Annotated in this window: 16 protein-coding genes; 8 read left to right on the top strand and 8 right to left on the bottom strand. The window is 68.1% G+C overall.

Annotation, left to right across the window (positions count from 1 at the left end; genetic code table 11):
• The first annotated feature begins 61 nt into the window (after positions 1–61).
• Positions 62–1,261 (top strand): sensor histidine kinase, encoded by a 1,200-nt coding sequence (locus IBX22_RS31975; RefSeq protein ID WP_194819461.1) that lies wholly within the window; start codon positions 62–64, stop codon positions 1,259–1,261.
• A 12-nt stretch (positions 1,262–1,273) separates the two neighbouring features.
• On the opposite strand, the gene IBX22_RS31970 is transcribed toward IBX22_RS31975, so the two are convergent.
• Positions 1,274–1,630: a hypothetical protein gene (locus IBX22_RS31970; protein WP_194819460.1), complete on the bottom strand. Its 357-nt coding sequence runs from the start codon at positions 1,628–1,630 to the stop codon at positions 1,274–1,276.
• Positions 1,631–1,655: 25 nt separating this feature from the next.
• Between IBX22_RS31970 and IBX22_RS31965 the strand changes: the two genes are divergently transcribed.
• The 6 genes from IBX22_RS31965 (at position 1,656) to acs (ending at position 9,015) form a co-directional block, all read left to right on the top strand.
• On the top strand, positions 1,656–2,465 hold the full coding sequence (locus IBX22_RS31965) for a LytTR family DNA-binding domain-containing protein (RefSeq protein WP_194819459.1): 810 nt from the start codon (positions 1,656–1,658) through the stop codon (positions 2,463–2,465).
• Entirely contained in the window at positions 2,462–2,827 is a 366-nt protein-coding gene (locus IBX22_RS31960; protein WP_194819458.1) for a hypothetical protein, read from the top strand. Before IBX22_RS31965 ends, IBX22_RS31960 begins: the two co-directional genes overlap by 4 nt.
• Before the next feature lie 261 nt (positions 2,828–3,088).
• On the top strand, positions 3,089–4,837 hold the full coding sequence (locus IBX22_RS31955; RefSeq protein ID WP_194819457.1) for a cation acetate symporter: 1,749 nt from the start codon (positions 3,089–3,091) through the stop codon (positions 4,835–4,837).
• Positions 4,838–4,981: 144 nt separating this feature from the next.
• Entirely contained in the window at positions 4,982–5,341 is a 360-nt protein-coding gene (locus IBX22_RS31950; RefSeq protein ID WP_194819456.1) for a DUF485 domain-containing protein, read from the top strand.
• Positions 5,338–6,981 carry a cation acetate symporter gene (locus IBX22_RS31945; protein WP_194819455.1) on the top strand — a complete coding sequence of 548 codons (1,644 nt, stop codon included), beginning with the start codon at positions 5,338–5,340 and terminating at the stop codon, positions 6,979–6,981. The genes IBX22_RS31950 and IBX22_RS31945 overlap by 4 nt, the downstream gene beginning before the upstream one ends.
• A gap of 132 nt (positions 6,982–7,113) precedes the next feature.
• Positions 7,114–9,015, top strand: a complete 1,902-nt coding sequence (gene acs, locus IBX22_RS31940; protein ID WP_194819559.1) for an acetate--CoA ligase — start codon at positions 7,114–7,116, stop codon at positions 9,013–9,015.
• Between the two features lie 62 nt (positions 9,016–9,077).
• On the opposite strand, the gene IBX22_RS31935 is transcribed toward acs, so the two are convergent.
• The 7 genes from IBX22_RS31935 to IBX22_RS31905 all read right to left on the bottom strand — a co-directional run bounded on the left by IBX22_RS31935 (position 9,078) and on the right by IBX22_RS31905 (position 16,980).
• Entirely contained in the window at positions 9,078–10,448 is a 1,371-nt protein-coding gene (locus IBX22_RS31935; RefSeq protein WP_228539801.1) for an amino acid permease, read from the bottom strand.
• A gap of 106 nt (positions 10,449–10,554) precedes the next feature.
• The gene (locus tag IBX22_RS31930; RefSeq protein WP_194819453.1) at positions 10,555–11,556 is read right to left on the bottom strand and encodes a proline racemase family protein; all 1,002 of its coding nucleotides are present in this window, start codon (positions 11,554–11,556) and stop codon (positions 10,555–10,557) included.
• Entirely contained in the window at positions 11,556–12,986 is a 1,431-nt protein-coding gene (locus tag IBX22_RS38175) for an NAD(P)/FAD-dependent oxidoreductase (RefSeq protein ID WP_194819452.1), read from the bottom strand. The genes IBX22_RS31930 and IBX22_RS38175 overlap by 1 nt, the downstream gene beginning before the upstream one ends.
• Positions 12,983–13,297: a (2Fe-2S)-binding protein gene (locus IBX22_RS31920; RefSeq protein ID WP_194819451.1), complete on the bottom strand. Its 315-nt coding sequence runs from the start codon at positions 13,295–13,297 to the stop codon at positions 12,983–12,985. Before IBX22_RS31920 ends, IBX22_RS38175 begins: the two co-directional genes overlap by 4 nt.
• Positions 13,298–13,346: 49 nt before the next feature.
• A complete protein-coding gene (locus IBX22_RS31915; RefSeq protein WP_194819450.1) occupies positions 13,347–14,579 on the bottom strand; it encodes an FAD-binding oxidoreductase in 1,233 nt (410 codons plus the stop codon).
• A complete protein-coding gene (locus IBX22_RS31910) occupies positions 14,576–16,036 on the bottom strand; it encodes an aldehyde dehydrogenase (NADP(+)) (protein WP_194819449.1) in 1,461 nt (486 codons plus the stop codon). Before IBX22_RS31910 ends, IBX22_RS31915 begins: the two co-directional genes overlap by 4 nt.
• Positions 16,037–16,068: 32 nt before the next feature.
• Positions 16,069–16,980 (bottom strand): dihydrodipicolinate synthase family protein, encoded by a 912-nt coding sequence (locus IBX22_RS31905; RefSeq protein ID WP_194819448.1) that lies wholly within the window; start codon positions 16,978–16,980, stop codon positions 16,069–16,071.
• Between the two features lie 183 nt (positions 16,981–17,163).
• On the opposite strand from IBX22_RS31905, the gene abaF reads away from it, so the two are divergent.
• Positions 17,164–18,531, top strand: a complete 1,368-nt coding sequence (gene abaF / locus IBX22_RS31900; protein WP_194819447.1) for a fosfomycin efflux MFS transporter AbaF — start codon at positions 17,164–17,166, stop codon at positions 18,529–18,531.
• The last annotated feature ends 25 nt before the right edge of the window (positions 18,532–18,556 follow it).

Raw genomic sequence — 18,556 nt, 5'->3', positions numbered from 1 at the left:
GCATGGATTCGCTGTTGTATCGCCGCCCAGGTGAGCACCCGCCGAGCTCCTCTGGTCCGCGGTGACGACCGCGGTTGTGGCGGTGACGGTTTCGGCCGTGCTGCTGGCCCTGGCGCTGCTGGTGTGGTCGCGCACCCGGCGGGTGGTGACGACACCCGCCGAGCGTGCGGTGTATTCGGCGTTGCACACCGCCTCGCTGGCGGCGCGGCCGTTGCGCGGCGGGCTCACCGATCGGTCGGCGCAGGAGGCGGCGCCGCATCTGCGGGAACTCACCGGCGGTGAGGCGCTGGGGGTCGCCGACGCGGATGGCACGCTGCTGGCCTGGGACGGGGCGCACGCCGAGCTGGCCGAGTACTTCACCGATGCGGCCAAACGCGCCGTCGCCACCGAGCGGCCGGTGCTGGTGCCGGGTCCGGGGCGGGCCGAGCACACCGGGCGGACGTTGATCGCGCAGCCGCTGTTGATCGAGAATGCGGGCGTGGCGGGGGCTTTGGGGGTGGTGACGACCGGCCAGCCCGGTCCCGGGCGGCTCGGAGCGGTCGCGGAGGTAGCTCGATATGCCTGCGGGCAGCTGGAATTGGCGGAGCTGGACGCGTCGCGGGCGCGGCTGGACCGGGCGGAAGTACGAGCGCTGCGCGCACAGATCAGCCCGCACTTCATCTACAACGCGCTGAATACCATCGCCTCGTTCGTGCGCACCGACCCCGATCGGGCGCGCGAGCTGATCCTGGAATTCGCCGACTTCACCCGGTACTCCTTCCGCACGGCGGGCGAATTCACGGTGCTGGCCGACGAACTGCGCAATATCGAGCGGTATCTGGAGCTGGAACGCGCCCGGTTCGGGGACGCGCTGCAGGTGCGGTTGCAGATCGCGCCCGAGGTGCTGGGTGTGGTGCTGCCGTTCCTGGCGCTGCAACCGCTGGTCGAGAACGCGGTGCGGCACGGGCTGGGTGGGTCGGGTGGACGCGGGACCATCAGCATCGTCGCCGCCGACGCGGGCACCGACTGTGTGATCAGTGTGGAGGACGACGGTGCCGGAATGGATCCGGATCTGCTGCGGTCCGGGGCGCTGGATGCCGTCGAAACCGGTTCGGGGCCAGCGCGTTCCGGGGAATCAGCACATGTCGGCCTGGCGAATGTGGATGACCGGCTGCGGGCGGCATTCGGTAACGACTACGGGCTGGTGGTCGACACCGCGCCCGGCGCCGGCACCAAGGTCAGCATGCGGGTGCCGAAATTCCGTGCGGGTATCAGCGCCTGAATCGGCCTGGTCTCACTTCGGGAGCGGCGGGCCGGGGTCGAGGCCCATGGCTTGGCGGGCCTTCCGGATGAAGTACATGCCCCCGCGCGCGGTTTCCTTCGCGACCCGGACCTGACCGAGGGTTGTCGACGAGGCCAGTTGTTCGCGCGCGGTGTTCAGGCGATCGACCGCCTCGGCCATGGCCGCGAGTGCGGCGCCGTCGTCGGGATCGAGCCGGGCCAGTTCCCCGCTCATCCGATCCAGATCCCGATTGACCGCGGCTTTGGCGCCGGCGACACGTTCGACGTTTCCGGACCACTCGCGCGAGATCCACCACGCCACCAGTGCCAGCACGGCGAGGATCAGCAGCAGGAATACGAAACGGCCCACACTCTCAGCTTACGATAGAGCGATTGTGACACCGACCACGGAGAGTGCGGCGGGCACCTTGCGCGTGCTGGCCGTGGATGACGAGAAACCCGCTCTGGACGAGCTGGTCTACCTGCTGCGCGCGCAACCCGGCGTCGGCGAGATCCACGAGGCGGCCGACGCGACCTCGGCGCTGCGGGAACTGCGGGCCCATCCGGTCGACGCGGTGTTCCTCGATATCAATATGCCCGGACTGGACGGGATGGAGCTGGCCGGGATCCTCTCGGAGTTCGCCAACCCGCCCGCGGTGGTCTTCGTGACCGCGCACGACGACCGCGCCGTGGCCGCCTTCGACCTGGGTGCGACGGACTATCTGCTCAAGCCGTTGCGGGAGGCGCGGCTGGCGGAGGCGGTGCGCCGGATCGCCGGGACCCGCGGTATGACGGCCGAGTCGAGCACACCCCTCCCGGAACTGCCGCGGACCGACCCGAACGAGGTCATCCCGGTGGAGCTCGGCGGGGTGACCACGCTGGTACCGCGGTCCAGCGTCAGCTGGGTGGAAGCCGACGGCGATTACGCCCGGCTGCACACCAGTGACGGCTCGCACCTGGTGCGGATTCCGCTGTCGGCGCTCGAATCCCGCTGGGAGGACGCGGGTTTCCTGCGTGTCCACCGGTCCTATCTGGTGGCGCTGCGACTGGTGACAGGGCTGCGCACCGTCGGCACCGGCACAGTGGTGTGCCTGCGCGCCGAGGGAAATGCTGCCGCAGTGGAACTTCCGGTCAGCCGCCGCCAAGTACGTGAACTGAAGCAGCGACTGATCAACGGCCCCCGGCAGAACTGGACCAATCGGTGACGGGCCCGCAGCGGCCGGTACGCCAGCGCGTCGTCCTGGCCGAACGCCGCGGCGCCCGACGCATCCACACCCGCCTCGAAGTCGAGGAGCAGACGGAGATCGGCGAGGCACTGATCGGCGGCCTGATCCGCGCCCAGCTCGGTCTCGCCCTCCGCATGGCCTTGGTCACGGTGCTCGTATTGTGCTCCCTGCCTTTACTTTTCCGCGTTGAATCGATCGGCTCCCTGGTCGTACTCGGCATCCGCCTGCCATGGCTCCTGCTGGGCCTCTTGGTCTACCCCGCGCTGTACGCCGTCGGCTGGCTCTACCGCCACCTGGCCGAACGCAACGAACACGACTTCCTCGAACTGGCCGAGGACTGACCGTGCCCCCTCCCACCCAAGCTTCACAACCCTTGGCGATGCTTCACAGCCCCACCGACCTGCGGCAAGGGCTGCGAAGCATCAACCCGGTCTGTGAAGCATCCGAGGGAAGGGCACGGTGATGAGGGCCGCACCTGTGCGCACTGCGGCCTCCGCGCTGTCCGCGGGCTGCGCGTTAGTGGCAGTGGGGGTTGATGGCACGCGGATGGCGCGCATTACCTCCGACTTCCTCGTGGCCTCGCACAGGGTTGGGCGGCGGTGATGGGGACCGCGCCGGTGCTCACCGTTTGCGCGTTGCTGTTTGCGGCGCTCGCGACGGTGGCGATCGGGGCCTATGGCGTGCGGATGGCGCGGACCACGTCCGACTTCCTGGTGGCGTCGCGCAGTGTGGGGCCGCGATGGAATGCTGCCGCGATTTCCGGTGAATATCTCTCGGCCGCTTCGTTTCTCGGGGTCGCGGGGCTGATCGCGAAGTATGGGGCTGATGCGTTGTGGTACCCGGTCGGGTTTACGGCCGGGTATCTGGGGTTGCTGTTGTTCGTGGCCGCGCCGCTGCGGCGGTCGGGGGCCTACACGGTGCCGGATTTCGCGGAGTTCCGGTTGGGGTCGGTGCGGTTGCGCAGGCTGGCGGCTGTGGTTGTGGTGCTGGTGTGCGGGGTGTATCTGATTCCCCAATTCCAAGGTGCTGGACTGACTTTGCGGATTCTGCTCGGGGTGCCGAGTTGGGTGGGGGCGTTGGCGGTGGGGGCGATTGTGATCGCGAATGTGGCCGGGGGTGGGATGCGGTCGATCACGTTGGTGCAGGCGTTCCAGTACTGGTTGAAGTTGACGGCGGTGGCGTTGCCGGCGCTGGTGCTGCTCGGGCATTTTCTGAGTGAGGATCGGCCGCTGGGGTCGCCCGCTCCCCCGGTCGTCACCGTGCGGACGACGGTGGATGTGAGTACCGATGTGGTGGTGCAAGTGGCGGCGCCGCAGCGGGTTTCGATCGACGGGCGGCTCGACGGGCGGCCGCTGGATGCGACGGTGATACTGGCCGCCGGGGAGCACGAGTTGGGGGCCGGGACCAAGTTGGTGCTGGCGGCCGGGTCGGCGGTGCCGGTGGTGAGTGGGGCACCGGCCGATGGTGCGACGTGGTTGACGCCGGGGGGCGGGTTCGGCGGGCAGCACCCGACCTATCAGGTGTATTCGCTGATCATCGCGACGTTTCTGGGGACCATGGGGTTGCCGCACGTGCTGGTGCGGTTCTATACCAATCCGGATGGGCGGGCCGCGCGGGCGACGGCGCTGACGGTGATCGGGTTGGTGGGGGTGTTCTATTTGAGCCCGATTCTGCTGGGAGTGTTTGCGCGGCTTTATGTTCCGGAGCTGTTGATCACGGGAACTTCGGATGCGGCGGTGGTGCTGTTGCCGAGTTCGGTGCTGAGCGGATTACCCGGGCAACTGCTGGCCGCGCTGGCCGCCGCCGGTGCGATCGCGGCGTTCCTGTCCACCTCTTCGGGGCTGCTGGTCAGTATCGCGGGCGTGCTCAGTACCGACATGCTGCGCGGGCGGATCCGGGATTTCCGGATCGCGGCGCTGGCGGCGGGCCTTGTGCCGCTGGTGCTTTCGGTCACCGTCACCTCGCTGGACCTGTCCCGCACGGTGGCGCTGGCGTTCTCGGTGGCGGCTTCGACGCTGTGCCCGCTGCTGATCCTGGGGATCTGGTGGCGCGGGCTGACCGCGACCGGCGCGGCGGCCGGGTTGGTCGCGGGCGGACTGACCTCGGGCGGCGCCACCGTGGTTTCGGTGACGGGCGGGATTTCCGGCGCGGTAGCCGGAGGGTGGCCCGCCGCGATCCTCGGCTATCCGGCAGCAATCAGCGTGCCGTTGGCGTTCGTGACGATGGTCCTGGTCAGCAAGGTGACCCGGGGGCTCGCACCGCGCAGCGTCGGCCGCATCTTCGTCCGTATGCACGCACCGGAGCGGCTGGGCATGGGCGCTGATCGGGAGCGCCGGCTGCACAGCGGCTAGCCGCGACCGTTCGTCGCGGCGCGCCGACCGTTCGGCGCACAATCGCGCACCTTCGCGGAGTGAGCTGGGCCACATCATCGAATCCTCATGATGCTCCGGTTACCGTTCAGCGCAGTAAGCCACGTCACAGCGAGGACCAACCTGATGAGTATCGATCTCGACAAGGGCGGCTCGGAGCCGCCCCGCGTCCCGAGCGCCGAAGATTTCGCCGAGGTGCAATCGAGTCCGCAGTTCCAGGAACTGCGAAGCCGCCTGCGGCGCTTCGTGTTCCCGATGACCGCGTTGTTCCTGCTCTGGTACGTGAGCTACGTGCTGCTCGGCGCCTACGCGCACGACTTCATGGCGACCAAGGTGTTCGGCAACATCAACACCGGTCTGCTGCTCGGGCTCGGACAGTTCGTGTCCACCTTCGTGATCACCGGGCTCTACGTCCGGTTCGCCAACAAGGAACTGGATCCGCGCGCCGCCGCCATCCGCAACTACATGGAGGGCGATAAGGCATGAGTCTCGCCACTACGCAGTACCTGGCCGCCGAGACCGTCGGTGAGCCGCTGGCCAATATCGCCATCTTCGGCCTGTTCGTCGTGATCACCATGGTCGTGGTGATCCGGGCCAGCCGCAACACCCGCACCGCCGCCGACTACTTCACCGGTGGCCGCGGCTTCACCGGCCCGCAGAACGGCATCGCCATCGCGGGCGACTATCTCTCGGCCGCAAGCTTTCTCGGCATCGCCGGCGCCATCGCGGTATACGGCTACGACGGATTCCTGTACTCCATCGGCTTCCTGGTGGCGTGGCTGGTAGCGCTGCTGCTGGTCGCCGAAATGCTCCGGAACACCGGCAAATTCACCATGGCCGACGTACTGAGCTTCCGGCTCAAGCAAGGGCCGGTACGCACCGCGGCCGCGCTCACCACGCTGACGGTGTCGCTGTTCTACCTGCTCGCCCAGATGGCGGGCGCCGGTGGTCTGGTGGCGCTGCTGCTCGATATCTCCAGCAAGTCCGGTCAGGCCGTGGTGATCGCGGTCGTCGGCGTGCTGATGATCGTGTACGTGCTGGTCGGCGGCATGAAGGGCACCACCTGGGTGCAGATCATCAAGGCGGTGCTGCTGATCGCGGGCGCTGGGCTCATGACGATCATGGTGTTCGCCAAGTTCGGCTTCAACCTTTCCGAGATCCTCGGCTCGGCCCAGAACATGGTCTCGGATTCGACGAACAAGGCCGTCGCCTCCCGTGACGTGCTCGCCCCCGGCGCGCAGTACGGCGGCAGCTCGATGTCCAAGCTGAACTTCCTGTCGCTGGGTCTGGCGCTGGTGCTGGGCACCGCGGGTCTGCCGCACGTGCTGATGCGCTTCTACACGGTGCCGACCGCGAAAGAGGCACGGCGCTCGGTGGTTTGGGCGATCGCGCTGATCGGCGCCTTCTACCTGTTCACCCTGGTGCTGGGCTACGGTGCGGCCGCGATCGTCGGACCGGACCGGATCCTGGCCGCCGCGGGCGGACAGAACTCGGCGGCTCCGCTGCTGGCCTTCGAACTCGGCGGCGTGATCCTGCTCGGCGTGATCTCCGCGGTCGCCTTCGCCACCATCCTCGCGGTGGTCGCCGGTCTGACCATCACCGCGTCGGCGTCCTTCGCCCATGACATCTACGCCAGTGTCATCAAGAAGGGCGAAGTCGACGAGAACAAGCAGGTGCGGGTCTCCCGGATCACCGCGGTAGTGATCGGCGTCCTGGCCATCGGCCTGGGCATCCTGGCCAACGGTCAGAACATCGCGTTCCTGGTGGCGCTGGCCTTCGCGGTCGCGGCGGCGGCGAACCTGCCGACCATCCTGTACTCGCTGTTCTGGAAGCGGTTCAACACCACCGGCGCGCTGTTCAGCATGTACGGCGGCCTGATCTCCACCATCGTGCTGATCGTCTTCTCGCCCGCGGTGTCGGGCAACAAGACCGCGATGCTCAAGGACATGGACTTCGACTACTTCCCGCTGTCGAATCCCGGAATCGTCTCCATCCCATTGGCTTTCGCGCTCGGCGTGATCGGCACCTTTATCGGTGCCCGACGCCAGGAGAGCCAGGCCCTGGCCGCGGAGATGGAAGTTCGTTCGCTCACCGGTGTCGGTGCTGAAAAGGCGATCGCGCACTGATCGCCGGTAGCGAATAGCCGCAACGGCGCGGCGCTCAGTTGGGCCCCGGCGGAGGCCGGGGCCCAACTTCCGTGCCTCCCTTGATCTTTGATTGGAGTTTCCCCAGTGACCAGCGCAACCGACCACGCCACCATGGCCTTCGAGCCCGACGCGGAGTTCGCCGCGGCCGCCAATGCCGGTGTGGCCCTGTATGATTCGGCCACCGCCGACCGGCTCGAGTTCTGGGCCGAGCAGGCGCGGCGGTTGCACTGGGAGCAGCCGTGGTCGCAGGTGCTGGACTGGTCGGACGCGCCGGTCGCGAAGTGGTTCGTCGACGGCAAGCTCAACGTGGCCTACAACTGCGTCGATCGGCATGTGCTGGACGGGTACGGCGATCAGGTCGCCATCCACTGGGAGGGTGAGCCGGGTGATTCCCGGGACCTGACCTACAGCGAGCTGCTGGCCGAAGTATCCAGGGCCGCGAACTATTTCACCGAGCTCGGCCTGCGGGCCGGTGACCGGGTCGCGATTTATATGCCGATGGTGCCCGAAGCCATCATCTCGATGCTGGCCTGCGCGCGGCTCGGACTCACCCACTCGGTGGTGTTCGCCGGTTTCTCCCCCACCGCGCTGCGGCAGCGCTGCGACGATGCCGGTGCGCGCCTGGTCATCACGACCGACGGCCAGTGGCGGCGGGGTACCGCGGCGCCGCTGAAAGCCGCGGTCGACGAGGCGCTCGGCGGTACGCCTTCGTCGGTCGAGCATGTACTCGTGGTGCGCCGCACCGGAATCGACGTGCCGTGGACCGAGGGCCGCGACCTCTGGTGGCATGACACCGTCACCGACGCGTCCCCGGATCACCAGGCGCAGGCCTTCGACGCCGAGCACCCACTATTCATCCTCTACACCTCCGGCACCACCGGAAAACCCAAGGGCATCCTGCACACCACCGGCGGATACCTCACCCAGGCCTCCTACACCCACCACAACGTCTTCGATCACAAAGCCGGACAAGACGTCTACTGGTGCACCGCCGACATCGGCTGGGTCACCGGACACAGCTACATCGTGTACGGGCCGCTCTCCAACCGGACCACCCAGGTGGTCTACGAGGGCACCCCGAACTCCCCCGACGAGCACCGCCACTTCCAGATCATCGAAAAGTACGGCGTCACCATCTATTACACCGCGCCCACGCTGGTGCGGACATTCATGAAGTGGGGCAAGGAGATTCCCGCCGCCCACGATCTGTCCTCGCTGCGCCTGCTGGGTTCGGTCGGCGAGCCGATCAACCCGGAGGCTTGGCGCTGGTACCGGGAAGTCATCGGCGGCAACCGGACTCCGATCGTGGACACCTGGTGGCAGACCGAAACCGGCGCCATCATGATCTCCCCGCTGCCCGGCGTCACCGCTACCAAGCCGGGCGCCGCCATGGCCGCCCTGCCGGGCATCAGCGCCAAGGTCGTCGACGACGACGGCGCCGTGCTGGACAACGGTTCCGGCCTGCTGGTCCTCGACGAGCCGTGGCCGTCGATGCTGCGCGGCATCTGGGGCGACATGGACCGCTTCCGCGAAACCTACTGGGACCGTTTCGCTTCGCAAGGCTGGTACTTCGCCGGTGACGGCGCCAAGCTCGACGAGGACGGCGACCTGTGGGTCCTCGGTCGCGTCGACGACGTCATGAACGTCTCCGGCCACCGGATCTCCACCGCCGAAGTCGAATCCGCCCTCGTCGGCCACTCCGGTGTCGCCGAAGCCGCCGTCGTCGGCGCCACCGACGCCACCACCGGCCAGGCCATCGTCGCCTTCGTCATCCTCACCGCCGAGGCGACGAATACCGGCGAGCAACTCGTCGCGGAACTGAAAGCCGAAGTTTCCCGCGCGATCAGCCCGATCGCCCGCCCCCGCGAGATCCATGTCGTCCCGGAGCTCCCGAAAACCCGCAGCGGCAAGATCATGCGCCGCCTGCTCCGCGACGTGGCCGAAGGCCGCGAACTGGGCGACACCTCGACCCTGGTGGACCCCAAGGTTTTCGAGGCCATCGCCAAGAGCTGACACACGAGAAAGGACCCGGCCCGCATGAGGGGGGCCGGGTCCTTCGTGTCAGGGCTGGATTCTCAGCTCGCTGTCTCGTTCAATTTCGAATTCCGGTACCCGAAGCCGACGTACAGCGCCAACCCCAGCAGCAGCCACGCGATGAAGCGCAGCCAGGTGACCACGTCCAGGTGGCTGATCAGCCAGAGGGAGAAACCGATGCCGATCAGTGGGACGACCGGAACCCAGGGGGTGCGGAACGCGCGTTCGGCGTCCGGCCGGGTGCGGCGCAGCTGCATCACGCCCACCGCGACCACGATGAACGCCATCAGGATTCCGACGTTGGTGAGTTCGGCGGCTTCCCGGATAGGCAGGAAGCCGGCGATGACGGCGGACAGGATGCCGACCGGCCAGATCACGCGGGTGGGCACCTTGCGGCGTGCGCTGTTCTTGCCGAAGTAAGAGGGCAGCAGGCCGTCGCGGCTCATGGCGAAGCCCACGCGGGTGACGGCGAGCATGTTGGCGAAGGCCGAGGTGGTGACGCCGACGACCGCGCCGACCGCGATCACGAGGCCGAGGATGCCCATGCCGACCGTGTCGAAGGCGCTGGAAAACGGTGAGGCCACGGTGATTTCGGTGTAGTTGACCATGCCGACGATGACGAGACAGACCAGCAGGTACACCACCGAGGCGATGCCGAGGCTGATCAGGATCGCCTTCGGCAGCAGCTTCTTGCCGTCCTTGGATTCCTCGGCGGCCGCGCTCATGGCGTCGTAGCCGTAGACCGCGAAGAAGGCCAGGGCCGCACCGGAAACCGCGCTGCCGACGCCGAACGGGAAGAACGGGGTGTAGTTGCCCGCCTTGATGTGGAAGGCGCCCGCGATGACGACTACCGCGACGATCACCATCTTCAGTATGACGAGTCCGGTTTGCACCCGGGCGGATTCGCGTGTGCCCCGCGACAGCAGGAAGGCGAGCAGCAGGCAGAGCACCATCGCGAACAGGTCGACCTTGTGACCGGCACCGGTGCCTGGAGCGCCGAGAGCCCAAGTGGGCAAGTCGAATCCGATGTAGTGGGTGATGTAGTTCAGGTACCCGGAGACCGCGATCGCGACGACGGAGACGATCGCGGTGTACTCGAGCAGCAGATCCCACCCGATCATGAAGCCGATGATCTCGCCGAGCGCGACATAGGAATAGGTGTAGGCCGACCCGGCTTTCGGGACCATGCCGGCGAATTCGGCGTAGCACAGGCCCGCCGCACCGGAGGCGATGATGGCGATCAGGAACGAGATCAGCACGGCCGGTCCCGACACCTCGTTGGCCACGACGCCGGCGAGCGAGAAGACGCCGGCGCCGACCAGTCCGCCCAGGCTCAGCGCCACTAGTTGCCATAGGCCCATGCTCTTCTTGAAATCGCCGGTGTCCTCGGTGGTGACGGGCATGCGCCGCATCACCCCGCTTCTGGTCATGGGCAGGCGTGGGCGCCGAGTTACGACAGTCATTGTCGTGGCCTTTCAGGTGGTGATAGGTGAACAGTTGGGACGGGAGGAGGCCGCGCTAGAAGACGAAGCCCTCGGGGAACGGGTCCGACGGGTCGAGCAGATAGTTCGCCGTCCCGGTCAGCCAGGCTCGCCCGGCGATGGCGGGCACGATGGCGGGATGACCGCCGACCGTGCCGGTGTCGAGAGCGCGCGCGTAGAAGGTGGTGCCGATGAAGGAGTCGTTGCGCAGCACCTGGTCACCGGAGATCAGCCCGCGGGCGTGCTGGCGGGCCAGCAGCGCGGAAGTGCCGGTGCCGCAGGGGGAACGGTCGAACCAGCCGGGGTGGATGGCCATGGCGTTGCGGGTGTGCGCGGGCTCGGAAGCGGGATCCAGGAACAGGACGTGTTTACATCCGGAGATCCGCTGGTCTTCCAGGTGCACGGGGCGGCGGGACTCGTTGATGGACTCCATGATTCGCAATCCGGCGTCGAGAATCCGATCCTGGTGCCCGCGATCGAAAGGTAGACCGAGCTTGCCGAGATCGACGATGGCGTAGAAGTTCCCGCCGTAGGCCATGTCGTAGCGCACCGTCCCCAGACCGGGCACCTCGACATCGTTGTCCAGGCTGTCGCAGTAGGCGGGCACATTGCGCAGAGTGACCGAATCCGCATGCCCTGCACTGACATTCACCGTGGCCACGACTCGTCCGGCCGGTGTGTCGAGCCGAATCTCGGTGATCGGCTCGGTGACCGGAACCATGCCCGCCTCGACCAGGGCGGTCGCGACCCCGATGGTGCCGTGCCCGCACATCGGCAGCAGCCCACTGACTTCGATGAACAGCACCCCGTAGTGGCCGTCGGGGGTGGTGGCGGGCTGCAGAATCGCCCCGCTCATCGACGCGTGTCCGCGCGGCTCGTTGACGAGCAGTTTGCGTAGGCCATCGAGGTTTTCGAGGAAGTAGGTGCGCCGCTGCGCCATCGTGTCGCCGGGAATCGTGCCGATTCCGCCGGTGATCACCCGGGTGGGCATGCCCTCGGTGTGGGTATCGATGGCGGAGATGATCATGCTGCTGTGCATCAGGGCTGTCCTTCGGTATCGAGATCGGCGAGTTCGCGCAGTCGGATCGGGTCGGCGAGTGGGCGCCAAGCGGGGGTGGCGGCCGCGAGCCCGGGCACGGCCGCGGCGCCGTCCGGGCATTCCGCACCGCGCAGCGCGCCGATATTCGCGGCACAGATCCGGCCCTGGCACGGCCCGAGTCCGGCGCGGGTGGCGAGTTTGGCGGGCCGGTAGCCCGTGCCCGCGGCGCGGTGCCAGGCGTCGGCCAGTTCGCCGCGGGTGGTGCCCTCGCATCGGCAGACGACGGTGTCGGGCCGCGACCAGGTCAGCACGCCGGGCCGGATCGGATGCGCGGCCGCGAGCCGGGCCACGAATTGTTCGGCCGTGCGATGCCTGGCCCGCAGCGCACGGTCGGAGCCGGGATCTGCTCCGGCCGCGCTCATTCCGGCGACCCAGCCCTCCACGGCAGCGACCTGGGCGCCGCCGATTCCGGTGATTTCACCTGCCGCCCAGACGGATTCGGCGGTAGTCCGCTGCGTGTCGCCGACCTGCACGAAGCCGTCCGCGGTCAATCCCGCTCCGGCGGCAACCGCGAGTTCGTGCTGCGGGGTGAACCCGTGCGAGACCGCGACGGCATCCACCGGCACGGTGGTGTGGCTGCCGGGTATCGGCGTCCAGTTCTCGTCGAGGCGGGCGACGGTGGCTTCCTCGACCCGACCGGCACCGGCCACGGCGACGACGGCGCTCGCGGTGCGCAGTGGAATACGGTGCCGCACACCGGAACCGATGTACTCGGCCAACTCCGCGGCCTTGCCGAGACTGTGCCGCAGCTCCCATGGTCTGGCTGCCCACTGCCGCATGATCCGGCGGCCGGGATTGGCTTCGAGCACCGCGCGAACATCGGCGCCACCCTGCGCGAGGGACTGCGCGACAGGGAGCAGGAACGGGCCGGTGCCCGACAGCAAGACCTTCTGCCCGACCAGGACTCGTTGCGTCTTCGCGAGAGTCTGTGCGGCGCCGGCGGTGTAGACACCGGGCAGATCCCAGCCCGGGAACGGGCACACCCGGTCGTAGGCGCCGGTCGCGAGCACCAGCGCGTCACCCTGCACGACGCGATGCACCCGCTGGTCGCCTTCGACGCCGAGTAGCAATCGCACGGCGGGGCAGCCGCTTTCGGCGTGCCGTTCGATCTGATAGACCGAGGCCCAAGGCAGGTATTCGCAGCGCGGGTGCTCCCGCAACCACCGCGCACGCCGCTCGGACGCGCGGTAGCCGTGTCCGATGGCGAGCGGGCGGCGAACTCCGTAGGCAGCGGGGATCCGCCGGTTGTACTGCCCGCCGAGCGCCTCGTTCGAATCGATCAAGGTCACCGTCGCACCGTGCCGCAGCGCGGATTCCGCTGCGGCGGCACCGGCGGGTCCGCCGCCGACCACGACCACGTGCCTGCTCATCGCTCACCCCCGGGCACCCGGGACTGCGTGACGATCGCGTCGCCGTCGCGCGCGGGGCGCCGGCAGAGTCGAATATCGGGCACCCCGTTGACGGTGGCGACGCAGTCGAAGCAGATACCGATCCCGCAGAACACGCCGCGCCGTGCGCCATTCGGCGCGGTGCGCCAGTGCGAGCGGTCGGCGGCCAGCAGGACCGCGGCAAGGGTCTGACCGTGCACACCGGGTACCTCGGCACCATCGACCACGATTGTCAGCGGCCGATCCGCGCGGCCGATCGGATCTGACTTGGAGGGAATCAATCTGGGGCTCATACAGATACGTGCTCCATGCTTGCTGCGTGGGCGGTCGCGGCCTTGCTGATCACCGCGACGTCTCCGGGGTCGGTTCGAGCGATAGGGAGTCGATGACAGCCGGGCGGTCCACGGCGAAGGAGGCGATGTCGATCGCGCCAGGCACGCCGGCGAGCGCGGCGGCGAGCAGCTGCGCGGTGCCGACCGAGAGACCGATACCGGCGCCCTCGTGCCCGGTCGCATGCCAGAGTCCGGGCAGTCGCGGGTCGGGGCCAAGGACCGGCAGGTGGTCGTCGACGTAGGGGCGAAACCCGCCGTAGGCGCGCATGATCGCCACGTCGGAGAGCACCGGGTACAGGCGTAGCGCTTTGCGCGCGATGGCGGCCAGGCTGTCCGGCCGCAGCCGGTCGTCGAAACCGCATTGGCGGCGCGAGGATCCGAGCAGTAGTGGTCCGCCGCGCGTCGATTCGACCACGGCCGAGGATTGCAAGGCGGCGTCTGAACTGCCGACCGCGCCAACGTAATCCGCGTCGTAGACCTTGTGGAAAACGGTCGGCGGCAGCGGCGCGGTGATCAGTACGTCGCCGCGGCGGGGTTTGACCGCGATCGGAGCGCCGAGCAGTGCGGAGACCGGACCCGACCACGGTCCGGCCGCATTGATCACGACCTCCGCGTAGCGCGGCCCTCGGCTGGTCAGCACGCCGATGAGCCGACCAGCCGAGAGAATGGGACCGGTTACCGCACATCGTGTTTCGACTACGGCTCCGGCTGCGACGGCGGACCCGATCAGGGCCGCCGCCGCGCCGACGGGTTGCACCTGGGCGTCGTCGGGGTAGTAGACGCCCGCGGTCACCTCCCGGGTCAACGCGGGCTCGGCTGTCGCCAGCTGATCCGCGTCGAGGTTCTCGCACCGCACCCCGGCTGCCCGCTGGCTCCGGGCGAACTCGTCCAGCGCGACGGCTCCGGCCTCGGTGGTGGCAACGACGATGCCGCCCTTGGCTTCCCATTCGACGGCCGCGGCCTCCTCGGGTGCCCGTTCGGCAAGGCGGTCGAGGACGCCGGGCCACAGCTCACGGGAGTACTGCGCAAGCGCCAGTTCCGGGCCGGGACCCTTGTCCGAGACGAGCACATTGCCCTCACCGTGCGCGGTGGTCCCGGAAGCGAGACCGCCCGCTTCGCAGACCCGCACCGACGCACCGTCGAGGGCGAGCCGGTCCGCGAGCGCGCATCCGATCATGCCGCCGCCGATGATCAGCACGTCGGTCCCGGCTGGGGCCGCCGCGCCGGACGAGTCGAGAATCATTGCGGGCGTGCCCCGTTCACCGAGCGCGGTACATCGAGCGGGTTCGCGGTCCGCAATGGCGGCGGCAGCAGATCCTCTGGTACCGACTGGAAAGCCACCGGACGCAGGAATCGCGTCATCGCCGCGGTACCCACCGAGGTCGTCGCCGGGGCGGTGGTGGCCGGGTAGGGGCCGCCGTGCTGCTGGGCGTAGGTCACCGAAACCCCGGTGGGCCAGGCGTTCCAGAGCACCCGGCCGGCCACACCGGACGCGGCGGCGAGCAGCGCCCGGGTGGTGTCGTCGGCTTGCTCGGCGAATACCGAGACCGTCAACTCGCCGTGCAGCGACCGGGCCAGCTCCAGCAGCTCCGCGGTGTCCTGATAGGTCACCACTAATGTTGCGGGACCGAACATCTCGCGCATGAGTCCATCGCGATCACCCAGAACCGCCCGTGCGGTGGTCGTCAGCAGCAAGGCCTGCCCAGCGCTACCACCGGCGAGCACCCGCACATCCGGATGCGCCCGCATGTGCTCGACAGCTCCGGCGAACCCGGCGGCGATCTGTTCGTTGAGCAGCTCCCCGGTCGGCACCGGGGCGGCACCGATCAGCTCGGCCAGCACCGGAGCCCCCTCGGGCACCGCTACCAGCCCGGGCTTCGTACACAACTGCCCCGCACTGGAACTCACCGCTGTGAGCAGTCCCGAGGCGATGTCCCCCGCCCGCGAGCGCGCCGCGTCGGCCGTCACGAATACCGGATTGATCGACCCCAATTCGCCATAGAACGGAATCGGCACCGGTCGTGCACAAGCAAGATCGTACAGTGCACGCCCACCCGCAGTGGAACCGGTGAAGGCTACGGCGGCGACCCCCGGATGGGTAAGCGCCCGGACCCCGGCGGCACGACCGAAGATCAGACCGAAAGTGCCTTGCGGAGCATCGCATTCGGCAATCGCCTCCGCGACGAGTGCGCCCACTGCCCGCGACAGCGCCGGATGCCCCGGATTGGCCTTCACGATGACCGGGCACCCAGCAGCCAACGCCGAGGCCGTGTCGCCGCCGGCGACGGAGAACGCGAACGGAAAGTTGCTCGCCGCGAAGTTGAGCACCGGGCCGAGCGGAATGTTCATGCGCCGCAAGTCCGGTCGCGGCGCACCCATCGGCCACTCGGCATCCGCGCCATCGATGCGGACATCGAGAAAACCACCGTCGCGCACCTGTTGCGCGAACAACCGCAGCTGGAAGCTGGTGCGCTTCAGCTCACCCGTCAACCGCGGCTGCGGCAGGTGGGTCTCCCGCATGGCCAGCGGAACAAGCTCCCCGGCATGCGCGTCGAGCCGGTCGGCAATACCGTCCAGGACCCGAGCCCGGTCAGCCAATTCCCTTGCCGCCCAGGCTCCGGCAGCGCTTGCGGCGGCATCGACGGTGGCATCGACCTCGGCGGCCGTCGTATCGGCGAAGTCTTCGACCATGAAGGTCATCGCGTTCCCACTTCCTTTGTGCACGTGGAGATTTACCGGTAGCCCTTGGCCAGCACCTCGCGGGTGTCGGCGGTGATCTTCGCGGCCAGTTCGGGTGCGAGCGGCACCCGCGGCGGACGGCATGCGCCACCCGGCCGCCCGGCCAGATCCATCGACAACTTGATGGCGTGCACGAACTCGGTCTTCGAATCCCAGCGCAGCAGCTTGTGCAGATCGCGGTACATCGGCAGCGCCTTGTCCAGGTCGCGGTTCACCGAGGCGTTGTAGAGCTCCATCGTCGCCTGCGGAATCGCGTTCGGGTATCCCGCGACCCAGCCGACCGCACCCGCGATCCCCAGCTCCAGCACCACGTCGTCGGAGCCGATGAGCACATCGAGTTCCGGTGCCAGCTCCTTGATTTCGTAGAAGCGGCGCACGTCGCCGGTGAACTCCTTGACACCGACAATCAGGCCCTCGGCATGCAGCTCGGCCAGAATGCCGGGGGTCAGGTCGATGCGCGTATCGATCGGGTTGTTGTAGGCCACGATCGGCAGACCGACCTGCGCGACGGTGCGGTAGTGATCGAGGATCGAGTCCCGGCCGCCGCGATAGGTGTTGGGCGGCAACAGCATTACCGCCTGCGCGCCGGCCTCGGCAGCCTGTTCGGCCCAGCGGCGCGCCTGGAGCGCTCCGTAGGCGGCGATACCCGGCATCACCGTGAATCCCGCCGGTGCGGCGGCAATGGCCGTGGTCACCACCCGAGCCCGCTCGTCGTCGTCGAGGGTCTGGTATTCGCCGAGCGAGCCGTTCGGGCTCACGCCGTGGCAGCCGTTGGCCGCCAGCCACGCCACGTGTGCGGCGTAGGCGTCGTAGTCGACCGAGAGGTCCGCGGTGAACGGCAGGGTCGTCGCGACCAGTACCCCGTGCCAGGGCTTGTGCACAGTCGACGCGGTCGTTTCGGACATTGAGGGCCTCCATCGAATCGAGAGTCCGGGGAAGTGCGCCCGGCCGCCGCTGTCACCGCAGTGCCGTGTGACATTGCACTGAAGCTAGCCGGTGTGGCCGGTGTCACGCAACCACTTGCGTGAGCGCGGTCACTTCTCTACGGTGCAATGTCACACAGCACCAAGCGATGAGGGCGGAGCACCATGACGGCTGTCGACGACACCCCGGCGACCACACAGCAACTCGACGGACGGAAAGCCGGGGCACCCGCCGGACTACGCCGCATCGTGGCCGCGGCCATGGCCGGCGCCGTCGCCGAGTGGTACGAGTTCTTCCTCTACGGCACCGCTTCGGCGCTCGTCTTCGGTGAGGTGTTCTTCCGATCCAGCGGCAATGCCGTCGACGGCATCATCGCCGCGTTCGCGCTGTACGCGGTCGGTTTCCTGGCTCGGCCCTTCGGCGGCTTGCTGTTCGGCCACTTCGGCGACCGGATCGGGCGCAAGGCGCTGTTGCAGCTCAGCCTGGTGGTCGTCGGAATCACCACCTTTCTTATGGGCTGCCTGCCCGGATTCGACAGCATCGGATACTGGGCGCCGATCCTGTTGGTGACCCTGCGCTTGATCCAGGGTTTCGCCTTCGGCGGCGAATGGGGCGGCGCGGTGCTTCTCGTCAGCGAACACAGCCCGGACAACCGCCGCGGCTTCTGGGCCAGCTGGCCGCAGGCGGGTGTGCCGCTCGGCAACGTCCTCGCGACCGTCGTGATGCTGGTCCTGTCCGCGAATCTGTCCGACGACCAGTTCCTGTCCTGGGGCTGGCGGATCGGATTCTGGCTGTCGGCCATCGTCGTCCTAGTCGGGTACTGGGTGCGCTCCAGCGTCGACGACGCACCGATCTTCCTCGAGGCGCAGGCCAAAGCCGAAGCGGAGCAGCATCGTTCGCTCGGCATCGTCGAGGTGCTGCGCCACCATCGGCGCGAGGTCCTGATCGGTATCGGCGCACGCTTCGCCGAGAACATCCTCTACTACATCGTGGTGACCTTCTCGATCACCTATCTCAAGCTGGTGGTGCACGTGGACACCGCGCCGATCCTGGCCTTGATGCTCGTGGCCCATCTCCTGCACATCGGCATGATCCCGGCCGCGGGCCTGCTCTCGGATCTGATCGGTCGCCGGCCGGTCTATCTCACCGGTGCGGTGCTCACCGCGGGCTGGGGTTTCGCGGCGTTCCCGATGATGGACACCGGCAATTACGCGCTCATCATCATCGCCATCACGCTGGGCCTGGCCATCGAATCTCTCACCTACGCACCGTATTCCGCTCTGATGACGGAGATGTTCCCGACGCACGTCCGCTATACGGCGCTGTCGTTCTGCTATCAGGTCGCCCCGATTCTCGCGGGTTCACTGGCACCGCTGATCGCCATCAGCCTGCTCAACAGTTTCCACAGCTCGGTGCCGATCTCCCTGTATCTTGTTGCGGCGGCGTTGATCTCGGTGCTCGCGGTCGGCCTGGCGAAGGAGACCTCCGGGAAGTCACTGCGGGCCGTCGACGCGGAGGCCGCCGAGCGATGAGCGCCCTGTATGCAACGTGACATGG

This window comes from Nocardia sp. XZ_19_385, assembly GCF_015355755.1.
In the GTDB taxonomy this organism is placed as follows: domain Bacteria; phylum Actinomycetota; class Actinomycetes; order Mycobacteriales; family Mycobacteriaceae; genus Nocardia.
This window is presented reverse-complemented; position numbering and strand designations above follow the sequence as displayed.